Annotated in this window: 18 protein-coding genes; 12 read left to right on the top strand and 6 right to left on the bottom strand. The window is 62.2% G+C overall.

Features of this window, described 5'->3' with window-relative positions:
- The first annotated feature begins 4 nt into the window (after positions 1-4).
- From BLR69_RS18995 to fdhA, 6 genes are all read left to right on the top strand, one after another.
- Positions 5-1,255: a sarcosine oxidase subunit beta gene (locus BLR69_RS18995; protein ID WP_010207084.1), complete on the top strand. Its 1,251-nt coding sequence runs from the start codon at positions 5-7 to the stop codon at positions 1,253-1,255.
- A gap of 15 nt (positions 1,256-1,270) precedes the next feature.
- Positions 1,271-1,573: a sarcosine oxidase subunit delta gene (locus BLR69_RS18990; RefSeq protein ID WP_017738445.1), complete on the top strand. Its 303-nt coding sequence runs from the start codon at positions 1,271-1,273 to the stop codon at positions 1,571-1,573.
- Positions 1,570-4,587: a sarcosine oxidase subunit alpha gene (locus tag BLR69_RS18985; RefSeq protein ID WP_071494374.1), complete on the top strand. Its 3,018-nt coding sequence runs from the start codon at positions 1,570-1,572 to the stop codon at positions 4,585-4,587. Before BLR69_RS18990 ends, BLR69_RS18985 begins: the two co-directional genes overlap by 4 nt.
- Positions 4,588-4,718: 131 nt before the next feature.
- Complete coding sequence (locus tag BLR69_RS18980) at positions 4,719-5,351, top strand: sarcosine oxidase subunit gamma (protein ID WP_071494373.1); 633 nt, start codon at positions 4,719-4,721, stop codon at positions 5,349-5,351.
- 123 nt (positions 5,352-5,474) lie between these two features.
- Positions 5,475-6,332, top strand: a complete 858-nt coding sequence (purU, locus tag BLR69_RS18970) for a formyltetrahydrofolate deformylase (protein ID WP_005792124.1) — start codon at positions 5,475-5,477, stop codon at positions 6,330-6,332.
- A gap of 181 nt (positions 6,333-6,513) precedes the next feature.
- Positions 6,514-7,713 (top strand): formaldehyde dehydrogenase, glutathione-independent, encoded by a 1,200-nt coding sequence (gene fdhA / locus BLR69_RS18965; RefSeq protein ID WP_016972852.1) that lies wholly within the window; start codon positions 6,514-6,516, stop codon positions 7,711-7,713.
- 91 nt (positions 7,714-7,804) lie between these two features.
- Here the strand turns inward: fdhA and BLR69_RS18960 are convergent, their stop codons facing one another.
- Both BLR69_RS18960 and BLR69_RS18955 read right to left on the bottom strand, forming a co-directional pair.
- Positions 7,805-8,482, bottom strand: a complete 678-nt coding sequence (locus BLR69_RS18960) for an anti-sigma factor (RefSeq protein ID WP_071494372.1) — start codon at positions 8,480-8,482, stop codon at positions 7,805-7,807.
- A complete protein-coding gene (locus BLR69_RS18955) occupies positions 8,479-9,105 on the bottom strand; it encodes a sigma-70 family RNA polymerase sigma factor (RefSeq protein ID WP_083365816.1) in 627 nt (208 codons plus the stop codon). Before BLR69_RS18955 ends, BLR69_RS18960 begins: the two co-directional genes overlap by 4 nt.
- A 151-nt stretch (positions 9,106-9,256) precedes the next feature.
- Here BLR69_RS18955 and BLR69_RS18950 point away from each other — a divergent pair, with 151 nt between their 5' ends.
- A complete protein-coding gene (locus tag BLR69_RS18950) occupies positions 9,257-9,829 on the top strand; it encodes a DUF2780 domain-containing protein (RefSeq protein WP_071494371.1) in 573 nt (190 codons plus the stop codon).
- 169 nt (positions 9,830-9,998) lie between these two features.
- On the top strand, positions 9,999-10,511 hold the full coding sequence (locus tag BLR69_RS18945) for a hypothetical protein (protein ID WP_071494370.1): 513 nt from the start codon (positions 9,999-10,001) through the stop codon (positions 10,509-10,511).
- Here the strand turns inward: BLR69_RS18945 and BLR69_RS18940 are convergent.
- Positions 10,493-11,371 (bottom strand): acyltransferase, encoded by an 879-nt coding sequence (locus BLR69_RS18940; RefSeq protein WP_071494369.1) that lies wholly within the window; start codon positions 11,369-11,371, stop codon positions 10,493-10,495. The two genes, BLR69_RS18945 and BLR69_RS18940, sit on opposite strands and share 19 nt — an antisense overlap.
- 173 nt (positions 11,372-11,544) lie before the next feature.
- On the opposite strand from BLR69_RS18940, the gene rloA2 reads away from it, so the two are divergent.
- The 4 genes from rloA2 to creD are packed head-to-tail and all read left to right on the top strand — an operon-like array spanning position 11,545 to position 15,588.
- Positions 11,545-12,045, top strand: a complete 501-nt coding sequence (gene rloA2, locus BLR69_RS18935) for a retropepsin-like aspartic peptidase RloA2 (protein WP_071494368.1) — start codon at positions 11,545-11,547, stop codon at positions 12,043-12,045.
- 9 nt (positions 12,046-12,054) lie between these two features.
- Positions 12,055-12,723: a two-component system response regulator CreB gene (gene creB, locus BLR69_RS18930; protein ID WP_071494367.1), complete on the top strand. Its 669-nt coding sequence runs from the start codon at positions 12,055-12,057 to the stop codon at positions 12,721-12,723.
- Positions 12,723-14,162, top strand: a complete 1,440-nt coding sequence (creC, locus tag BLR69_RS18925; RefSeq protein ID WP_071494366.1) for a two-component system sensor histidine kinase CreC — start codon at positions 12,723-12,725, stop codon at positions 14,160-14,162. The genes creB and creC overlap by 1 nt, the downstream gene beginning before the upstream one ends.
- A 52-nt stretch (positions 14,163-14,214) precedes the next feature.
- Positions 14,215-15,588, top strand: a complete 1,374-nt coding sequence (creD, locus tag BLR69_RS18920) for a cell envelope integrity protein CreD (protein WP_071494365.1) — start codon at positions 14,215-14,217, stop codon at positions 15,586-15,588.
- 174 nt (positions 15,589-15,762) lie between these two features.
- On the opposite strand, the gene BLR69_RS18915 is transcribed toward creD, so the two are convergent.
- Genes BLR69_RS18915 through BLR69_RS18910 form a run of 3 tightly spaced genes read right to left on the bottom strand, consistent with a single transcriptional unit; the run spans position 15,763 to position 17,694 of the window.
- Entirely contained in the window at positions 15,763-16,392 is a 630-nt protein-coding gene (locus BLR69_RS18915; protein ID WP_071494364.1) for a glutathione S-transferase family protein, read from the bottom strand.
- Between the two features lie 34 nt (positions 16,393-16,426).
- Complete coding sequence (locus tag BLR69_RS30965) at positions 16,427-16,603, bottom strand: DUF4175 domain-containing protein (RefSeq protein ID WP_139222450.1); 177 nt, start codon at positions 16,601-16,603, stop codon at positions 16,427-16,429.
- Complete coding sequence (locus BLR69_RS18910; protein WP_071494363.1) at positions 16,600-17,694, bottom strand: PepSY-associated TM helix domain-containing protein; 1,095 nt, start codon at positions 17,692-17,694, stop codon at positions 16,600-16,602. The genes BLR69_RS30965 and BLR69_RS18910 overlap by 4 nt, the downstream gene beginning before the upstream one ends.
- Between the last annotated feature and the right edge of the window lie 59 nt (positions 17,695-17,753).

Here is a 17,753-nt window from a genome sequence, read left to right as displayed (position 1 = left end):
GACTATGCAACGCTACTCGGGCTTCGGCCTCTTCAAGCACTCCCTCAGCCACCACGAAAACTGGCAGAAGATGTGGCGCACGCCGACCCCCAAGAAGGTCTACGACGTGGTCATCGTCGGCGGCGGCGGGCATGGTCTGGCGACCGCTTACTACCTGGCCAAAGAGCACGGCATCACCAACGTGGCCGTGGTCGAGAAAGGCTGGCTGGGCGGCGGTAACACCGCGCGCAACACCACCATTGTGCGTTCCAACTACCTGTGGGACGAGTCGGCGCACCTGTATGAGCACGCGATGAAACTGTGGGAGGGCCTGTCCCAGGACCTCAACTACAACGTGATGTTTTCCCAGCGTGGCGTGTACAACCTGTGCCACACCTTGCAGGACATCCGTGATTCCGAGCGCCGCGTGAGTGCCAACCGCCTCAACGGCGTGGACGGCGAACTGCTCAACGCCAAGCAAGTGGCCGACGAGATTCCGTACCTCGACTGCTCCAAGAACACCCGCTATCCAGTACTCGGCGCCACCGTGCAACGGCGTGGCGGCGTGGCCCGTCACGATGCCGTGGCCTGGGGCTTTGCCCGTGCGGCTGACGCCCTCGGCGTGGATTTGATCCAGCAAACCGAAGTGATCGGCTTCCGCAAGGAAAACGGCGTGTGCATCGGCGTGGAAACCAACAAGGGCTTCATCGGCGCCAAGCGCGTCGGTGTGGTCACTGCCGGTAACTCCGGGCACATGGCCTCGCTGGCCGGCTTCCGCCTGCCGATCGAATCCCACCCGCTGCAAGCGTTGGTGTCGGAGCCGATCAAGCCGATTATCGACAGCGTGATCATGTCCAACGCCGTGCACGGCTACATCAGCCAGTCCGACAAGGGCGACCTGGTGATCGGCGCCGGTATCGACGGCTACAACGGCTACGGCCAGCGCGGTTCGTACCCGGTGATCGAACACACCATCCAGGCCATCGTCGAGATGTTCCCGGTACTGTCCCGCGTGCGCATGAACCGCCAGTGGGGCGGCATCGTCGACACCACGCCGGATGCCTGCCCGATCATCTCCAAGACCCCGGTGCCAAACATGTTCTTCAACTGCGGTTGGGGCACCGGTGGCTTCAAGGCCACGCCGGGCTCAGGCAACGTGTTTGCCGCCAGCCTGGCCAAGGGTGAAATGCACCCGTTGGCAGCACCTTTTTCCATCGACCGTTTTCACAACGGTGCGTTGATCGACGAACACGGCGCTGCGGCCGTCGCCCACTAACAGGAGAAATTCCCTATGTTGCATATCTTCTGTCCTCACTGTGGCGAACTGCGCTCCGAAGAGGAATTCCACGCATCCGGCCAAGCGCACATCCCGCGCCCGCTGGACCCGAATACCTGCACCGATGAGCAGTGGGGCGACTACATGTTCTTCCGCGACAACCCGCGTGGCCTGCACCACGAGCTGTGGATTCATGCCGCCGGTTGCCGCCAGTACTTCAACGCGACCCGCGACACCCTGACTTACGAAATTCTTGAAACCTACAAGATCGGTGAGAAGCCACAATTCACCGCCAAGGCCTCTGGAGAGAAGGTATGAGCCAGACCAATCGCCTGTCCAACGGTGGCCGGATCGACCGTAATAAAGTCCTGACGTTTACGTTCAACGGCCAGACCTACAAAGGCTTTGAAGGCGACACATTGGCCGCAGCCCTGTTGGCCAACGGCGTCGATATCATTGGCCGCAGCTTCAAGTACTCGCGCCCGCGTGGCATCTTTGCCGCCGGCGCCGAAGAGCCGAACGCGGTGCTGCAGATCGGTGCCACCGAAGCCACCCAGATTCCCAACGTGCGCGCCACGCAACAGGCGCTGTACCAGGGCCTGGTCGCCACCAGCACCAACGGCTGGCCGAACGTCAACAATGACGTGATGGGCATCCTCGGCAAGGTCGGCGGCAAGCTGATGCCGCCGGGTTTCTACTACAAAACCTTCATGTACCCGCAATCGTTCTGGATGACGTACGAGAAGTACATTCGTAAGGCCGCCGGTCTTGGCCGCTCGCCGACCGAGAATGATCCGGACACCTACGACAACTTCAACCGTCACTGTGACGTGCTGGTCGTCGGCGCCGGCCCTGCTGGCCTGGCTGCCGCACTGGCTGCCGCCCGCAGCGGTGCCCGCGTGATCATTGCCGATGAGCAGGAAGAGTTCGGCGGCTCGCTGCTAGACTCCCGTGAAAGCCTCGACGGCAAGCCGGCTGCCGAATGGGTTGCCAGCGTCATCGCTGAATTGAAAGCGCTGCCAGACGTGGTGCTGCTGCCACGCGCCACCGTCAACGGCTACCACGACCATAACTTCCTGACCATTCACGAACGCCTCACCGACCACCTCGGTGACCGTGCGCCGATTGGCGTGGTGCGCCAGCGTATCCACCGTGTGCGTGCCAAGCGTGTGGTACTGGCGACCGGTGCGTGCGAGCGTCCACTGGTGTACGGCAACAACGATGTGCCGGGCAACATGCTCGCGGGTGCGGTTTCCACCTACGTACGTCGCTACGGCGTGGCACCTGGCAAGAAGCTGGTGCTGTCGACCAACAACGACCACGCCTACCGCGTTGCGCTGGATTGGTTGGACGCCGGCCTGCAAGTGGTCGCCGTGGCCGATGTGCGCCACAACCCACGCGGCGCGCTGGTGGAAGAGGCCCGCGCCAAAGGCATTCGTATCCTCACCGGCAGCGCCGTGATCGAAGCCCGTGGCAGCAAGCACGTGACCGCCGCCCGCGTGGCCGCGATCGATGTGAAAGCGCATAAAGTCACCAGCCCAGGCGAATGGCTGGAGTGCGACCTGGTCGCCAGCTCCGGCGGCTACAGCCCGGTGGTCCACCTGGCTTCGCACCTGGGCGGCAAGCCGACCTGGCGTGAAGACATCCTCGGTTTCGTACCGGGTGAAGCGCCGCAGAAACGTGTGTGCGTCGGTGGCATCAACGGTGTCTACGGCCTTGGCGACTCCCTGGCAGATGGCTTTGAAGGCGGTGTGCGCGCTGCCAGCGAAGCCGGTTTTGCGCCAGTGGAAGGTACCTTGCCAAAAGCCTTGAGCCGCCTGGAAGAGCCGACTTTGGCTATTTACCAAGTGCCACACGACAAGCCCACTGCACGAGCGCCGAAGCAATTTGTCGACCTGCAGAACGACGTGACCGCCGCCGCCATCGAACTGGCGACCCGCGAAGGTTTCGAGTCGGTCGAGCACGTCAAGCGCTACACCGCGCTGGGCTTCGGCACCGACCAGGGCAAGCTGGGCAACGTCAACGGCCTGGCTATTGCCGCCCGTTCGCTGAACGTGACCATCCCGCAGATGGGCACCACCATGTTCCGTCCCAACTACACGCCGGTCACCTTCGGCGCTGTCGCGGGCCGTCACTGTGGGCACATCTTCGAACCGGTGCGCTACACCGCGCTGCAAGCCTGGCACGTGAAGAGCGGCGCCGAGTTTGAAGATGTCGGCCAGTGGAAGCGCCCGTGGTATTTCCCGCGCAACGGTGAAGACCTGCACGCCGCAGTCAAGCGCGAATGCCTGGCCGTGCGCGACAGCGTCGGCCTGCTGGACGCATCCACCCTCGGCAAGATCGACATCCAGGGCCCGGACGCGCGTGAGTTCCTCAACCGCATCTACACCAACGCCTGGACCAAGCTCGACGTGGGCAAGGCGCGCTACGGCCTGATGTGCAAGGAAGACGGCATGGTCTTCGACGACGGCGTCACCGCCTGCCTCGCCGACAACCACTTCCTGATGACCACCACCACCGGCGGCGCGGCACGCGTGCTGCAGTGGCTGGAAATCTACCAACAGACCGAATGGCCAGACCTCAAGGTGTATTTCACCTCGGTCACCGACCACTGGGCGACCATGACCCTGTCCGGCCCCAACAGCCGCAAGCTGCTGGCCGAAGTCACCGACATCGACCTGGACAAGGACGGCTTCCCGTTCATGACCTGGAAAGAAGGCTTGGTGGGCGGCGTACCGGCGCGGGTGTTCCGTATCTCGTTTACCGGTGAGCTGTCGTACGAAGTCAACGTGCAAGCCGACTACGCCATGGGCGTGCTGGAAAAAATCGTCGACGCCGGCAAGAAATACAACCTGACCCCGTATGGCACCGAGACCATGCACGTGCTGCGGGCCGAGAAGGGCTTCATCATTGTCGGCCAGGACACTGACGGCTCGATGACCCCGGACGACCTGAACATGGGCTGGTGCGTGGGCCGGACCAAGCCGTTCTCGTGGATCGGCTGGCGTGGCATGAACCGTGAAGACTGCGTGCGTGAAGAGCGTAAGCAACTGGTGGGCTTGAAGCCGGTCGATCCGAAGGTGTGGCTGCCGGAAGGCGCGCAACTGGTGTTTGATCCGAAGCAGTCGATCCCGATGAAGATGGTCGGTCACGTCACCTCAAGCTATGCGCACAACTCCCTCGGCTATTCGTTCGCGATGGCGGTGGTGAAGGGCGGCTTGAAGCGTATCGGCGAGCGGGTGTTCTCACCGCAGGCCGATGGCAGCGTGATCGAGGCGGAGATTGTTTCATCGGTGTTCTTCGACCCGAAAGGCGATCGCCAGAATATTTAACACCTGATCGTTCCCGCGCTCTGCGTGGGAATGCATCCCGGGACGCTCCGCGTCCCAAGAGCGGACGCAGAGCGTCCATGGCGGCATTCCCACGCAGAGCGTGGGAACGATCAATTCAGAACAGGTGCTTTATGACAGCAGCCAATGTTTACCAACAACGCCCCACCTCCGGCGCCAAGGCCGAGTCGTCGCTGCACCATGCCGACCTCGCCAGCCTGGTCGGCAAGGGTCGCAAGAACGCCGGTGTGACTGTGCGTGAAAAGAAACTCCTGGGCCACCTGACTATTCGTGGCGACGGCCACGATGCAGCCTTCGCCGCCGGTGTGCACAAAGCTGTGGGCATCGAGTTGCCCGGTGCCCTGCAAGTGATCGTAAAAGGCGAAACCAGCCTGCAATGGCTCGGCCCGGATGAGTGGTTGCTGATCGTGCCGAGCGGTGAAGAATTCGCCGCTGAACAAAACCTGCGCGCCACCCTGGGCGACTTGCATATCCAGGTCGTCAATGTCAGCGGCGGCCAGCAGATCCTCGAACTCAGCGGCCCGAACGTGCGCGATGTGCTGATGAAGTCCACCAGCTACGACGTGCACCCCAACAACTTCCCGGTGGGCAAGGCTGTGGGCACGGTGTTCGCCAAGTCGCAACTGGTGATCCGCCACACGGCTGAAGACACCTGGGAGCTGCTGATCCGTCGCAGCTTCTCGGACTACTGGTGGTTGTGGTTGCAGGATGCCTCGGCCGAGTTCGGCCTGAGCGTCCAGTCGTAATGATCGTTCCCACGCTCGGCGTGGGAATGCATCCCGGGACGCTCCGCGTCCCAAGAGCGGACGCAGAGCGTCCATGGCGGCATTCCCACGCAGAGCGGGGGAACGATCTAGGAGTCACGCACAATGAGCCGCGCACCCGATACATGGATTTTGACCGCCGACTGCCCCAGCGTGCTCGGCACGGTGGACGCGGTTACCCGCTATCTGTTCGAACAGGGTTGCTACGTCACTGAGCACCATTCGTTCGATGACCGGCTTTCGGGCCGGTTCTTTATCCGCGTGGAATTCCGCCAGCCCGACGGTTTTGACGAGCAGGCGTTCCGCGATGGCCTGGCCACGCGGGGTGAAGCCTTCGGCATGATCTTCGAGCTGACGGCGCCGAACTACCGGCCAAAAGTGGTGATCATGGTCTCCAAGGCTGATCACTGCCTCAACGACCTGCTGTACCGCCAGCGCATCGGCCAACTGTCGATGGACGTGGTCGCGGTGGTGTCCAATCACCCCGATCTGAAACCGTTGGCCGACTGGCACCAGATTCCCTACTACCATTTCCCCCTCGACCCCAACGACAAACCGTCCCAGGAGCGTCAGGTGTGGCAAGTGGTGGAAGACACCGGTGCCGAATTGGTGATCCTTGCGCGCTACATGCAGGTGCTGTCGCCGGAGCTGTGCCGCAAGCTGGATGGCAAGGCCATCAACATCCACCACTCGTTGCTGCCGGGGTTCAAGGGCGCCAAGCCGTATCACCAGGCGTACAACAAGGGCGTGAAACTGGTGGGCGCCACGGCGCATTACATCAACAACGACCTGGACGAAGGCCCGATCATCGCCCAGGGCGTGGAGGTGGTGGATCACAGCCACTACCCCGAGGACTTGATTGCCAAGGGGCGGGATATCGAAGGGCTGACGTTGGCCCGCGCGGTGGGGTATCACATTGAGCGGCGGGTGTTTTTGAACGCCAATCGGACGGTGGTGCTCTGACTGGCGCCAATCGGGGGCAAGCCCCCTCCCACCTTTGGAATGCGGTCGAATGTGGGAGGGGGCTTGCCCCCGATGAGGCCCTCACAAACAACGCAAGAACAGCATCTGTACCCGAGCACTTAAACGCGCTGCCCACCCAACGGGCAACGCAGTTCCATAAAAACAACAGCGAGGTGAAAGCATGTCTGGTAATCGTGGTGTCGTGTATCTCGGCAACGGCAAGGTCGAAGTACAGAAAATCGACTATCCCAAAATGCAGGACCCCCGTGGCAGGAAGATCGAGCACGGCGTCATCCTGCGCGTGGTCTCCACCAACATCTGCGGCTCCGACCAACACATGGTGCGTGGCCGTACCACTGCCCAGACCGGCCTGGTGCTCGGTCATGAAATTACCGGTGAAGTGATCGAGAAGGGCAGCGACGTCGAGAACCTGAAAATCGGCGACCTGGTTTCCGTACCGTTCAACGTAGCCTGCGGCCGCTGCCGCTCATGCAAAGAGCAACACACTGGCGTGTGCCTGACCGTCAACCCGGCCCGTGCCGGTGGCGCCTACGGCTATGTCGACATGGGTGACTGGACCGGCGGCCAGGCCGAATACGTGCTGGTGCCGTACGCCGACTTCAACCTGCTCAAACTGCCGGATCGCGACAAGGCCATGGAGAAAATCCGCGACCTGACCTGCCTCTCCGACATCCTCCCGACCGGCTACCACGGCGCCGTCACTGCCGGCGTTGGCCCAGGCAGCACGGTCTACATCGCCGGTGCCGGTCCTGTGGGCCTGGCGGCTGCCGCTTCCGCCCGCCTGCTGGGCGCGGCGGTGGTGATCATCGGTGACGTCAACCCGGTGCGCCTGGCGCACGCCAAGGCCCAGGGCTTTGAAATTGCCGACCTGTCCAAGGACACCCCGCTGCACGAACAGATCGCCGCACTGCTGGGCGAACCGGAAGTGGACTGCGCCGTCGATGCCGTGGGCTTCGAAGCCCGTGGTCACGGTCATGAAGGGGTCAAGGCCGAAGCGCCGGCCACCGTACTCAACTCGCTGATGGGCGTGGTGCGCGTGGCGGGCAAGATCGGTATCCCTGGCCTGTACGTCACCGAAGATCCGGGTGCCGTGGACGCCGCCGCAAAAATGGGCAGCCTGAGCATTCGCTTTGGTTTGGGCTGGGCCAAGTCCCACAGCTTCCACACAGGGCAAACGCCCGTGATGAAGTACAACCGCCAGCTGATGCAGGCGATCATGTGGGACCGTATCAACATCGCCGAAATCGTCGGTGTGCAGGTGATCAGCCTGGATGATGCGCCGCGCGGGTATGGCGAGTTCGATGCGGGTGTGCCGAAGAAGTTTGTGATTGATCCGCACAAACTCTTCAGCGCGGCTTAAATCCCTGGGATACCGCGTTCCAGATGTGGGAGGGGCAAGCCCTCCCACAGATCTAACAGTCTGCGCGCCGGGTTCCTGGCGCCATCTCACCTCAAAGTGATGCCAATTGACCCTGATACAGCACCGGCCCGGTCGGTTGACCTGTCGGCGAGCCCCCTTGTGGCTCCAGGCTGACGGCGAGGGTCAGCGGTGTTTTCAGCAGCGCCTGCTGCGTTTTGTTCAACGCGATTCGACCTTTGCCCGCCACGGGCACCAGGCCCAGGGAGATCGGCTTGCCCCCGGCAGGAATGGCCCACAGTTCCAGGGCGCGTGTCGGCTCAATAGCGGCCAATGTCAGCGGCTCGACTTGCAGGTGGTCGGCAAACGTCTTGATCTGCAGCGCCGGTTGCTGGTTGGCGGCGACCAGCGTGGCGTTGTATTCCATTCCCAGGTCGCGCTGGTACAGCACGCCCACCAGCACGGCAATGACGATGCCAAACGCCGCCGCCAACAGGCGCAGGTTCATCCAGAACGGTTTCTTCGCCGGCACATGCAGCACCTGCGGCTCGATCCTCGCCTTGATGCCTTCCCACACATGCGCCGGCACCGCTCGCTCGGGCAAGGCACCGGTCAGGCTGGCGAGTGCGTCCTGCCAATGGCCGAGTTCCACACGTAGCGCGGCATCCTCCAGCAGCAGGGCATCAAAACGCCTGCGCGCGGTGGCGGGCATCAGGCCTATGGCATAGTCGGCGGCGAGGGCGCGGCGCAGGGCGATGGTCTGGTAGTTCATGATTCAAGGCACCTGCGCAGGCGTTCCATGCCGCGACGAATCCAGGATTTGACCGAGCCCAGGGGCGCGGCCAAGTGTTCGGCCAATTCCGAGCACGACAGGCCCTGGAAGTAAGCCACGCTGATGGACTGGCGTTGCATGCCGTCGAGGGTGTCCAGGCAACGGTTCAAGGTGCGGGCTTGGCGTTCGCTGTCGAGTTGGTCGTGGGCGCTGGGGGCCTCATCGAGCAAGGCGTCTTGCTGACCCTCTGCCAGCGGCTGTTCACGGTGCTTGCGCAATTGGTCGATAGCCAGGTTGCGGGTGATGTTGACCATCCAGGTCATCGGCGCAGACAGGTGCGCTTCGTAGCGGGAGGCGTTGTACCAGATACGCACGAAGGCTTCCTGCAACACCTCTTCGGCCAGGTCCGGGCGGCCCATGAAACGCAGGGCTACACCGTGCAGGCGCGGCGAAACGCTGCGGTAGAGGGTTTCGAACGCCCGGCGGTTACCCAGGGCACATTGGGCCAACAAAGGTCGCAATGGATCAGCGTTATCGTCAGTAATAGGGCTTCTCCAGGCCCTCCTTCGAGGGCGACGGGACTGCACGCGGTAAGCGGAGGGTAGTTCAGCCTGGGCATTCATTCCATCCAACTCCGAGTGGCGTATGCAGGCTATACGCGGGCCGAGGTGATTTGGATGCAGAGAAATCTGAACTAACCTTGGTGTGGGAACAATCGTTCCGGACTGTCAGTCAAACGCCTGCTTTTAGCTCCTACACCCAGAGGTTGTTTCGATGAAGATTTCACGCGGTTTCGCCCTTTCCTGCCTGATGACCCTGGCAGCCGGCCCGGTGCTTGCCGCGGGGTTCAGCCTTGGCGACGCGGCCAATGCCATTTCCGGCATGCAGGGTGGTAACAACAAGGCAGCCGCTGCTGCACCGTCGTCCGAGACGGCCGGCCTGTTGAGCGCCCTGACCTCGCAACTGAACATCACCCCCGAGCAAGCGGTCGGCGGTACGGGCGCCATGCTGGGCCTGGCCAAGAACAAATTGAGCGGCAACGACTATTCGCAACTGGGCAATAGCGTGCCGGGCCTCGACCAACTGTCGGGCAATAATGCGTTGGGCAGCCTCGGGGCCTTGAGCGGGATGCTCGGCCAGGCTGGCGGTAGCAAGACCAGCGGCCTCGACGGCCTGCTGGGCAATGTGAAGAACACCAACGACCTGAACACCGCGTTCAGCGCCCTGGGCATGGACAGTGGCATGGTCGGCCAGTTTGCGCCGGTGATCCTGCAATACTTGGGTGGCCAGGGTGCGAACCAGTCATTGCTGGGTAAATTGGCCTCGGCCTGGGGCACTGGCAACTAACTGACGTTCGGCGTGCCCTTTTCTCTCTGCCGGGTCACGTTCTGCGTAACACTCTGTGATAAACCGCGAGGAACCGTAGGACGTTAGTTGCCACCCAGTGAGACCTCTCTCATCAATCGCTATGAGCGATGTTTGAGAGGTTCTAAAACTAACCGAAAATGGTGCCCCAATGACACAGATTAATGCGCTGCCTCTAGTGAGTTTTACTAAATTTGCCGAACTGGCTCAAAACGTTCAGTCCGTCTCGAATGTCCGTAATCTCTGGGAAGGGGAAGAAAGCAGCCCAAAAAAAGGCGGGCAATTCAAGGACAATTACACGAACTTGGCACGTTCGCTGTTGCTCCATAAAGCTGCTGCTGGAGCCGACCCGAAGGACCTGGGGCTAACGTTTTTGACAGGCGATGGGGCCAAGAAGGTCAAGGAAGCCATTGATAAACTGGGCGCTGGAGTCACGCCGGAAGAGCTGGGGCTAAACGCGTTGACGGGCGATGCGGCCAAGAAGGTCAAGGAAGCCATTGATAAACTGGGCGCTGGAGTCACGCCGGAAGAGCTGGGGCTAAACGCGTTGACGGGCGATGAGAATGAGATGGCCAAGGCTGTCATCGAAATCGCCAAAGCATCAGGATCGGGATGGCCTGGCGTTCCGAACAACATCAGGCCGTATTACTTGAGCAATAGCTGAATGCGCTGATCCTTCTCCTGCCAGAGCTGGTTCACCCAGCTCTGGACAGTCTGGCGAAACGCCGGATCGTTCTCGTAGTCCCCTTGCCATAGCGCCGGGTCCAGTTCGCGGGTGCGGATATCAATGATCACCTTCGGTACCGAACCGCTGATCAAAGCCCAGAACCCCGGAATCTTTTGCTGCGGATACACCACCGTCACGTCCAGCACCGCATCCAGTTGCTCGCCCATCGCCGCCAGCACAAACGCCACGCCGCCCGCCTTGGGCTTGAGCAAGCGGTTGAAGGGTGAACCCTGCTGCCTGCGCTTGGCGTCGCTGAACCGCGTGCCTTCCAGATAATTGACCACCGTCACCGGCTGGCGCTTGAACAGCTCGCACGCCTGCTTGGTAATCTGCAAATCCTGCCCCGCCAGTTCCGGGTGCTTGGCCAGGAATGCCTTGGTGTAGCGCTTCATGAACGGGTAATCCAGCGCCCACCACGCCAGGCCCAGGAAGGGCACCCAGATCAGCTCTTTTTTCAGGAAGAATTTGAAGAACGGCGTGCGGCGGTTCAGGGCCTGAATCAGCGCCGGGATATCCACCCAGGATTGGTGGTTGCTGATCACCAGGTAGGACGTATCGCCCCGCAGGTCTTCACCGCCGCGAATATCCCATTGGGTCGGGATGCACAGCGCGAAGATCAACTTGTCGATCTCGGCCCAGGTCTCGGCGATCCACATTACCGCCCACGACATGTAGTCACGATAGTGGCCGGGAGCCACCAGCTTGAGCAGGGCAAACACCATCAACGGCCCGATCAGGATCAGGGTGTTGAGCAGCAGTAGCAATGAGACAAAACAGCCGGTGAGCAGGCGGCGCATAAGTAACTCTTGGAATCTTGTGGGCGGGCCATCATAAGCAAGGTGAGTCTAGAGGCCAAATCGCAAATCACCGTACGAATGTTTCACAATGTGCCGGGTATGCTGGGGGGAGCTAACTAACCGGCGCTTTTGCGGTCTAGAATCCGCCTACTTCTTTCCGAGGACATCACTTCGTGAAACTGTTTCTTGCCTCCCTCGCCCTGGTTGCCCTGCCGGTCATGGCCGCCGAGCCGACCCTCTACGGTCGCTACGAATACATCCAGTTGCCGGAGATCGGCGAAACCTTCAAGGCCAAGATGGACACTGGCGCGCTGACCGCCTCGCTGTCGGCCCGCGACATCCAGACCTTCACCCGTGACGGTGACGATTGGGTGCGTTTCCGCCTCGGCGGCAAGGACGCGTCCGATAAGGTCTACGAACACAAAGTCTCGCGCATCAGCAAGATCAAGAGCCGCGCCGACGAAGACGAGGACAAGGACGAAGCCACCGTGGCCAAGCGCCCGGTGATCGACCTGGAAATGTGCCTGGGCGACGTCAAGCGCACTGTTGAGGTCAACCTCACCGACCGCAGCAGCTTCAACTATCCGCTGCTGATCGGCGCCAAGGCTCTGCGCGAGTTCGGCGCTGCGGTCAACCCGGCGCGTCGCTACACTGCTGACAAACCGGACTGCTGACCGACCACCATGCCCCACATCCTGATTGTCGAAGACGAAGCGGCGATAGCCGACACGCTGATATTCGCCCTGCAAGGCGAGGGCTTCACCACCACCTGGCTGACACTCGGCCAGGCGGCGTTGGAGCATCAACGCCAGGCCCCGGCCGACCTGATCATCCTCGACATCGGCCTGCCGGACATCACCGGGTTTGAAACCTGCAAGCAACTGCGCCGGTTCAGCGAAGTGCCGGTGATGTTCCTCAGCGCGCGGGATGGCGAGATCGATCGGGTGGTGGGGCTGGAAATCGGTGCGGACGATTATGTGGTCAAGCCCTTCAGCCCTCGGGAAGTGACGGCGCGGGTCAGGGCGATCCTCAAGCGCATTGGCCCAGGAGCTGCGCCGGTGGTGTTCCAGGTAGACCTGGAGCGCATGCAGATCATGTATCGCGGCCAGCCGTTGAGCCTCACGCGTCACGAATTCCGCCTGCTGCAAAGCCTGCTGGAACAGCCTGAACGTGTATTCAGCCGCGAGCAGCTGTTGGACGCGGTCGGCGTGGCGGCGGATGCCGGTTACGAACGCAACATCGACAGCCATATCAAAAGCCTGCGCAGCAAGTTACGCAGCGTGGCTGCGGACGCCGAGCCGATCCAGACCCACCGCGGCCTCGGCTACAGCTACAGCCCGGGCAACAGCTGATGCGCCTGGGGCTGCGGATCTTCCTGGTATACGCGCTGTTTATCGGCCTGACCGGCTACTTCGTGCTCAGCACCGTGATGAAGGAAATCCGCCCCGGCGTGCGCCAGTCCACCGAAGAAACCCTGGTGGACACCGCCAACCTGCTGGCCGAGATCCTGCGCGATGACGTGAAGCACGGCACCCTCGGCCAAAGCCACTGGCCGGAACTGCTCAAGGCCTACGGCAATCGCCAGCCGGGCGCGACCATCTGGGGGTTGCCGAAGAACCAGGTCAACCACCGCATCTACGTGACCGACGCCAATGGCATTGTGTTGCTCGACTCCACGGGCGAAGCGGTGGGGCAGGACTATTCCAAATGGAACGACGTGTACCTGACCCTGCGCGGCGAGTACGGTGCGCGCTCCACCCGCAGCGAGCTGGATGACCCCACTTCCTCGGTGATGCACGTGGGCGCGCCGATCCGTGACAACGGCCAGATCATCGGCGTGGTCACCGTGGCCAAGCCGAACAGCTCGTTGCAGCCCTACGTCGACCGCACCGAGCGGCGCCTGCTGTGGTACGGCGCGGGCCTTGTGGTTCTCGGCCTGTTGCTCGGCGCGCTGCTGTCGTGGTGGCTGAGCGTTGCGCTGCGTCGCTTGACGGCTTACGCCGAGGCGGTCAGCGAGGGCCGGCGCGCCGAGTTGCCGCATTACCGTGGCGGCGAACTCAAACAGTTGTCCACCGCCGTCGAGCACATGCGCACGCAGTTGGAAGGCAAGGCCTACGTCGAACACTATGTGCACACCCTGACCCACGAGTTGAAGAGCCCGCTGGCCGCGATACGCGGCGCGGCAGAGCTGTTGCAGGGCGATATGACCCGTGAGCAACAGCAGCGCTTCGTCGGCAATATCGACAGCGAAAGCGCGCGCCTGCAGCAGTTGATCGAACGCCTGCTGAACCTGGCGCAGGTTGAGCAACGCCAGGGCCTGGAAGAGCAAATGAGTATCCCGCTGGCAGCCATGGTCGATGATGTGCTCAAGGCGCAATGTGCGCGGATCGAAGGCGCCGGGTTGCACGTCGAACAGACGATTGCAGCGGATGTGAAGGTGTACGGCGAACCCTTTCTGCTGCGCCAGGCCCTGGGCAACTTGCTGGATAACGCGCTGGATTTCACACCGCCTGGCGGCACCTTGAAATTCAGCGCGCAGACCCGGCACAACGACGTGCAGGTGAGCCTGTTCAACCAGGCCGCGCCGATTCCCGACTACGCCCTGCCGCGCTTGAGCGAACGGTTCTACTCGCTGCCACGCCCGGCCAGCGGGCGCAAAAGCACCGGCCTGGGCCTCAACTTTGTCGAGGAAGTGATGAAGCTGCACGGCGGCGCCTTGCAGATCGGTAACGTGCAAGGTGGCGTGCAAGTGGTGCTGCATCTCCATACAGTCTCCACATTGCCCACATAAATCTCCCACACAGGCTGCCCAGACTCTCCCCCATCAAAACAGGGAGAGACCCATGAACCGCAGCCTGCTTTTCAAACTTGGCGCGATTGCGCTGCTGATCCTGCTGTTGCTGATTCCGTTGCTGATGATCAACGGCATCATCAGCGACCGCCAGCAACTGCGCGACGGCGTCCTGATGGACATCGCCCGCAGCTCCAGCTACGCCCAGCGCCTCACCGGCCCGGTGATGGTGGTGCCGTATCGCAAGACCGTCCGCGAGTGGAAGCTCAATGAAAAGCTCAACAAACGCTACGAAGTCACCCGTGAAGAGCGTGGTCGTCTGTATTTCCTGCCGGACCGTTTTGAACTCGACGGCAAGGTGCAGACCGAACTGCGCGCACGCGGCATCTACCAGGCGCGGCTGTTCCATGCCGACAACCGCATCAGCGGGCGCTTCGAATTGCCTGCGCAGTTGGGTATCACCGAGAACTTTGCCGATTACCGCTTTGAGCCGGCGTTTCTGGCGGTGGGTATCAGCGATATTCGCGGCATCGAGAATGCGTTGAAGTTGGAGCTGGGCAGCCAGCAACTGGAGTTCGAGCCGGGCTCTCAGGTGGACTGGCTGGGTGAAGGCGTGCACGTGGCGCTGCCGGAGCAGGACAGCAAAAAGCCCTCTGTCGTGGAGTTTGCCTTCGACCTGCGCCTGCAAGGCACCGAACAATTGCAAGTGGTGCCGGTGGGCAAGACCAGCCAGGTGTCACTCGCCTCCAACTGGCCGCACCCCAGCTTTATCGGCAACTTCCTGCCGGCGCAACGCGAGGTCACCGACAAGGGGTTTACCGCCAACTGGCAGACCTCATTTTTTTCCACCAACCTCGAACAGGCCCTGCAAACCTGCCTGGACGGCCAGGGCTGCAATGACTTCAACAACCGCAGCTTCGGCGTGAACTTCATCGACCCGGTGGACCAGTACCTCAAGAGCGACCGTGCGATCAAATACGCGCTGCTGTTCATCGCCCTGACTTTTGCCGGTTTCTTCCTGTTCGAAGTGCTCAAGAGCCTGGCGGTGCACCCGGTGCAGTACGCCTTGGTGGGCTTTGCGCTGGCGTTCTTCTACCTGCTGTTGCTGTCGTTGTCCGAGCACATCGGATTTGCCCTGGCCTACCTGATCTCGGCCAGTGCGTGCGTGTTGTTGATCGGCTTCTATGTGTGTCACGTACTGCGCAGCGTGGCGCATGGCCTGGGCTTTTCGGCGGGGCTGGCGGCGCTGTATGGCTTGCTCTACGGGTTGTTGAGTGCCGAGGACTACGCGCTGCTGATGGGCTCGTTGCTGCTGTTCGGCCTGCTGGGCACGGTGATGGTGTTGACGCGCAAGTTGGACTGGTATGGCGTGGGCAAGCGCAAGGCGGCCGAGCCGTTGGCGTTTGACCTGGAGGCGGTGCAATGATCGGGTTGCGCGAGGATCAGCAAATGAAGGCGAGGATCATCGACTATCTCAACCTTGCCACCGGCCAATGTGGGAGGGGGCTTGCCCCCGATTGCAGTGTGACTGTTACTTCACCTGTCGCTGCCCCACCGCCATCGGGGGCAAGCCCCCTCCCACACCGGACTACAGTGACTGTCAAAGCGGTGGCTGGGTTTCCAGCATCGAAGGGCGCTGGCTGACCTGCGCGTACCAGGCGGCAAGCTGTGGGTTGTCCAGGCGCCATTGCATATCCGGGTGGCGGAAGTCGAGGTAACCCAGGGCGCAAGCCACACTGATGGCGGCGATATCGAAATGGCTGGCCAGTTCGGCAATCGCGTCGGCTTCCAGCTCGGCGAGGGTGCGACGGATCTTGTTGCGCTGTTCGTCGAGCCACTGGTCCCAGTGTTTTTCTGCCGGGCGCAGGGCGGTTTCGTAGCGCACCAGCACGGCGGCATCCATGATGCCATCGGCCATCGAGGCCAGGGTCAGGCGGCGCCAGCGGGCCGAGCCGTCGCGGGGGATGAGCGGGGTGCCGACGTGCTGGTGGTCGAAGTAATCGAGGATCACCCGGCTGTCGTGCAGTACTGAACCGTCGGCCAGGCGCAGGGCCGGGATCTTGCCCACGGGGTTGCCTTCTACCACCTGCGCATCCGGGTTGACCGGGGTCGGCATGCAGCCGTACAGGGCGACGCGATCCTGCTGGCCGGTTTCAGCCAGCAGCACGCGAACCTTACGAACAAACGGTGAAGCGGGGTTGTGGAACAAGGTCATGCTGGGAGCGGACATGGGCATTCCTCTGATTGGGCTGCGCTAATCTATCTCACCGTTTGAGCAAGGCCCAAGTGCCAATTGCAGCGGGAATGCCCAACCCGAGCCAACTGAGCGAATCCCACAGCCCATCCCCGAGCAGCGCTGCAAACAACCCGGCGGCGCTGAGCAGGCCGATCCCCAGCGGAACCCCGAAAACCTTCCAGAAACTCGACTGACGTGGCTTCATGTTCGGCGCCTTACGACCCACAGGTAAATCCCGCTCACCAGCACGATGATGGTCAGCACATCCAGCGCCGCCCACAGGATCTTCATCGGCATGCCGCCGTAATCGCCAAAATGCAGCGGTTGGGACATGCCCATGGCGTCCATGTACCACGGGCGTTCGGCGATGGCGGTGACGGCCAGGGTGCTGGCGTCGATCAGTACCGGCGTGAGCAAATGCGAGGTGAGGTGGGTACTGCCTTTCATGAACACGGCGTAATGGTGCTCGCTGGAAAAGCGCGTACCGGGGAAGGCGATGAAGTCCGGCGCCATGCCGGGTGCGGCCTTGGCGGCAATCGCCAACAGCTCGGTAGCCGGTGCGCGCTGGGTCAGGGGCGGGGCGTTTTTGTAGGGTTCGATCATGGCGCTGAGGCTGTCCTGGCGCCAGGCGGCGATGATCAGGTCGGCGCAGGCGCTGATCACCCCGGTCACACCCACCACCAGGGCCCAGGTCAGGGTGACCACGCCGATCAGGTTATGCAGGTCGAGCCAGCGCAGGCGGGTGGATTTGTCCTGGCGCACGGTGGCGAATTTCAGGCGGCGCATGAACGGCAGGTACAGCACCGTGCCGGAGATGATCGCCAGTACAAACAGAACCCCCATGAACGCCAGCAACAGCTTGCCCGGCAGGCCGGCGAACATGTCCACGTGCAAGCGCAGCAGGAACAGCGTGAACCCGCCGTTGGCCGCCGGGGTTTCCAGGGCTTCGCCGGTGCGCGCGTCGAGCATGAAGGTGTGCGACGAGTTGGGCTCGGTGCCGGCCGTGGCGGCCATGATCGCGATCACGCCGTTCTTGTCGTCTTCGTCCCAGGCCAGGTACTGCATGGCCTCGCCAGGGCGATGGGCCTGCGCCTTGGCTACAAGCTGCTCGAGGTTGAGCTGCGGCGTATCGGCGGGCATCTGCGCCAGTTCGGGCTCGTTGCCCAATAGATGGTCGATCTCGTGGTGAAACACCAGCGGCAGGCCGGTGAGGGCGAGCAGCAGCAGGAATACCGTGCAGATCAGGCTGGTCCAGGTGTGGATGAAGGACCAGCGGCGGATGGTTTGGCTTTTCATGTTTTCAACCTTCAGACACACCAAAGCCGCCCCTTGGGGCGGCCCGGTGGTTAACTCAG

The sequence above is a fragment of the Pseudomonas azotoformans genome (assembly GCF_900103345.1).
Classification (GTDB): Bacteria; Pseudomonadota; Gammaproteobacteria; order Pseudomonadales; family Pseudomonadaceae; genus Aquipseudomonas; species Aquipseudomonas azotoformans.
This window is presented reverse-complemented; position numbering and strand designations above follow the sequence as displayed.

What these genes read in the sequence shown, in the direction of transcription:
- BLR69_RS18980 (WP_071494373.1), top strand. Translation starts at nt 4,719, where the DNA reads ATGACAGCAGCCAATGTTTACCAACAACGCCCCACCTCCGGCGCCAAG.
- BLR69_RS18910 (WP_071494363.1), bottom strand. Translation starts at nt 17,694, where the DNA reads ATGAAAAGCCAAACCATCCGCCGCTGGTCCTTCATCCACACCTGGACC.
- BLR69_RS18945 (WP_071494370.1), top strand. Translation starts at nt 9,999, where the DNA reads ATGACACAGATTAATGCGCTGCCTCTAGTGAGTTTTACTAAATTTGCC.
- purU (WP_005792124.1), top strand. Translation starts at nt 5,475, where the DNA reads ATGAGCCGCGCACCCGATACATGGATTTTGACCGCCGACTGCCCCAGC.
- BLR69_RS18990 (WP_017738445.1), top strand. Translation starts at nt 1,271, where the DNA reads ATGTTGCATATCTTCTGTCCTCACTGTGGCGAACTGCGCTCCGAAGAG.
- BLR69_RS30965 (WP_139222450.1), bottom strand. Translation starts at nt 16,603, where the DNA reads ATGAAGCCACGTCAGTCGAGTTTCTGGAAGGTTTTCGGGGTTCCGCTG.
- fdhA (WP_016972852.1), top strand. Translation starts at nt 6,514, where the DNA reads ATGTCTGGTAATCGTGGTGTCGTGTATCTCGGCAACGGCAAGGTCGAA.
- BLR69_RS18955 (WP_083365816.1), bottom strand. Translation starts at nt 9,105, where the DNA reads ATGAATGCCCAGGCTGAACTACCCTCCGCTTACCGCGTGCAGTCCCGT.
- BLR69_RS18960 (WP_071494372.1), bottom strand. Translation starts at nt 8,482, where the DNA reads ATGAACTACCAGACCATCGCCCTGCGCCGCGCCCTCGCCGCCGACTAT.
- creB (WP_071494367.1), top strand. Translation starts at nt 12,055, where the DNA reads ATGCCCCACATCCTGATTGTCGAAGACGAAGCGGCGATAGCCGACACG.
- BLR69_RS18985 (WP_071494374.1), top strand. Translation starts at nt 1,570, where the DNA reads ATGAGCCAGACCAATCGCCTGTCCAACGGTGGCCGGATCGACCGTAAT.
- BLR69_RS18950 (WP_071494371.1), top strand. Translation starts at nt 9,257, where the DNA reads ATGAAGATTTCACGCGGTTTCGCCCTTTCCTGCCTGATGACCCTGGCA.
- BLR69_RS18995 (WP_010207084.1), top strand. Translation starts at nt 5, where the DNA reads ATGCAACGCTACTCGGGCTTCGGCCTCTTCAAGCACTCCCTCAGCCAC.
- BLR69_RS18915 (WP_071494364.1), bottom strand. Translation starts at nt 16,392, where the DNA reads ATGTCCGCTCCCAGCATGACCTTGTTCCACAACCCCGCTTCACCGTTT.
- creC (WP_071494366.1), top strand. Translation starts at nt 12,723, where the DNA reads ATGCGCCTGGGGCTGCGGATCTTCCTGGTATACGCGCTGTTTATCGGC.
- BLR69_RS18940 (WP_071494369.1), bottom strand. Translation starts at nt 11,371, where the DNA reads ATGCGCCGCCTGCTCACCGGCTGTTTTGTCTCATTGCTACTGCTGCTC.
- creD (WP_071494365.1), top strand. Translation starts at nt 14,215, where the DNA reads ATGAACCGCAGCCTGCTTTTCAAACTTGGCGCGATTGCGCTGCTGATC.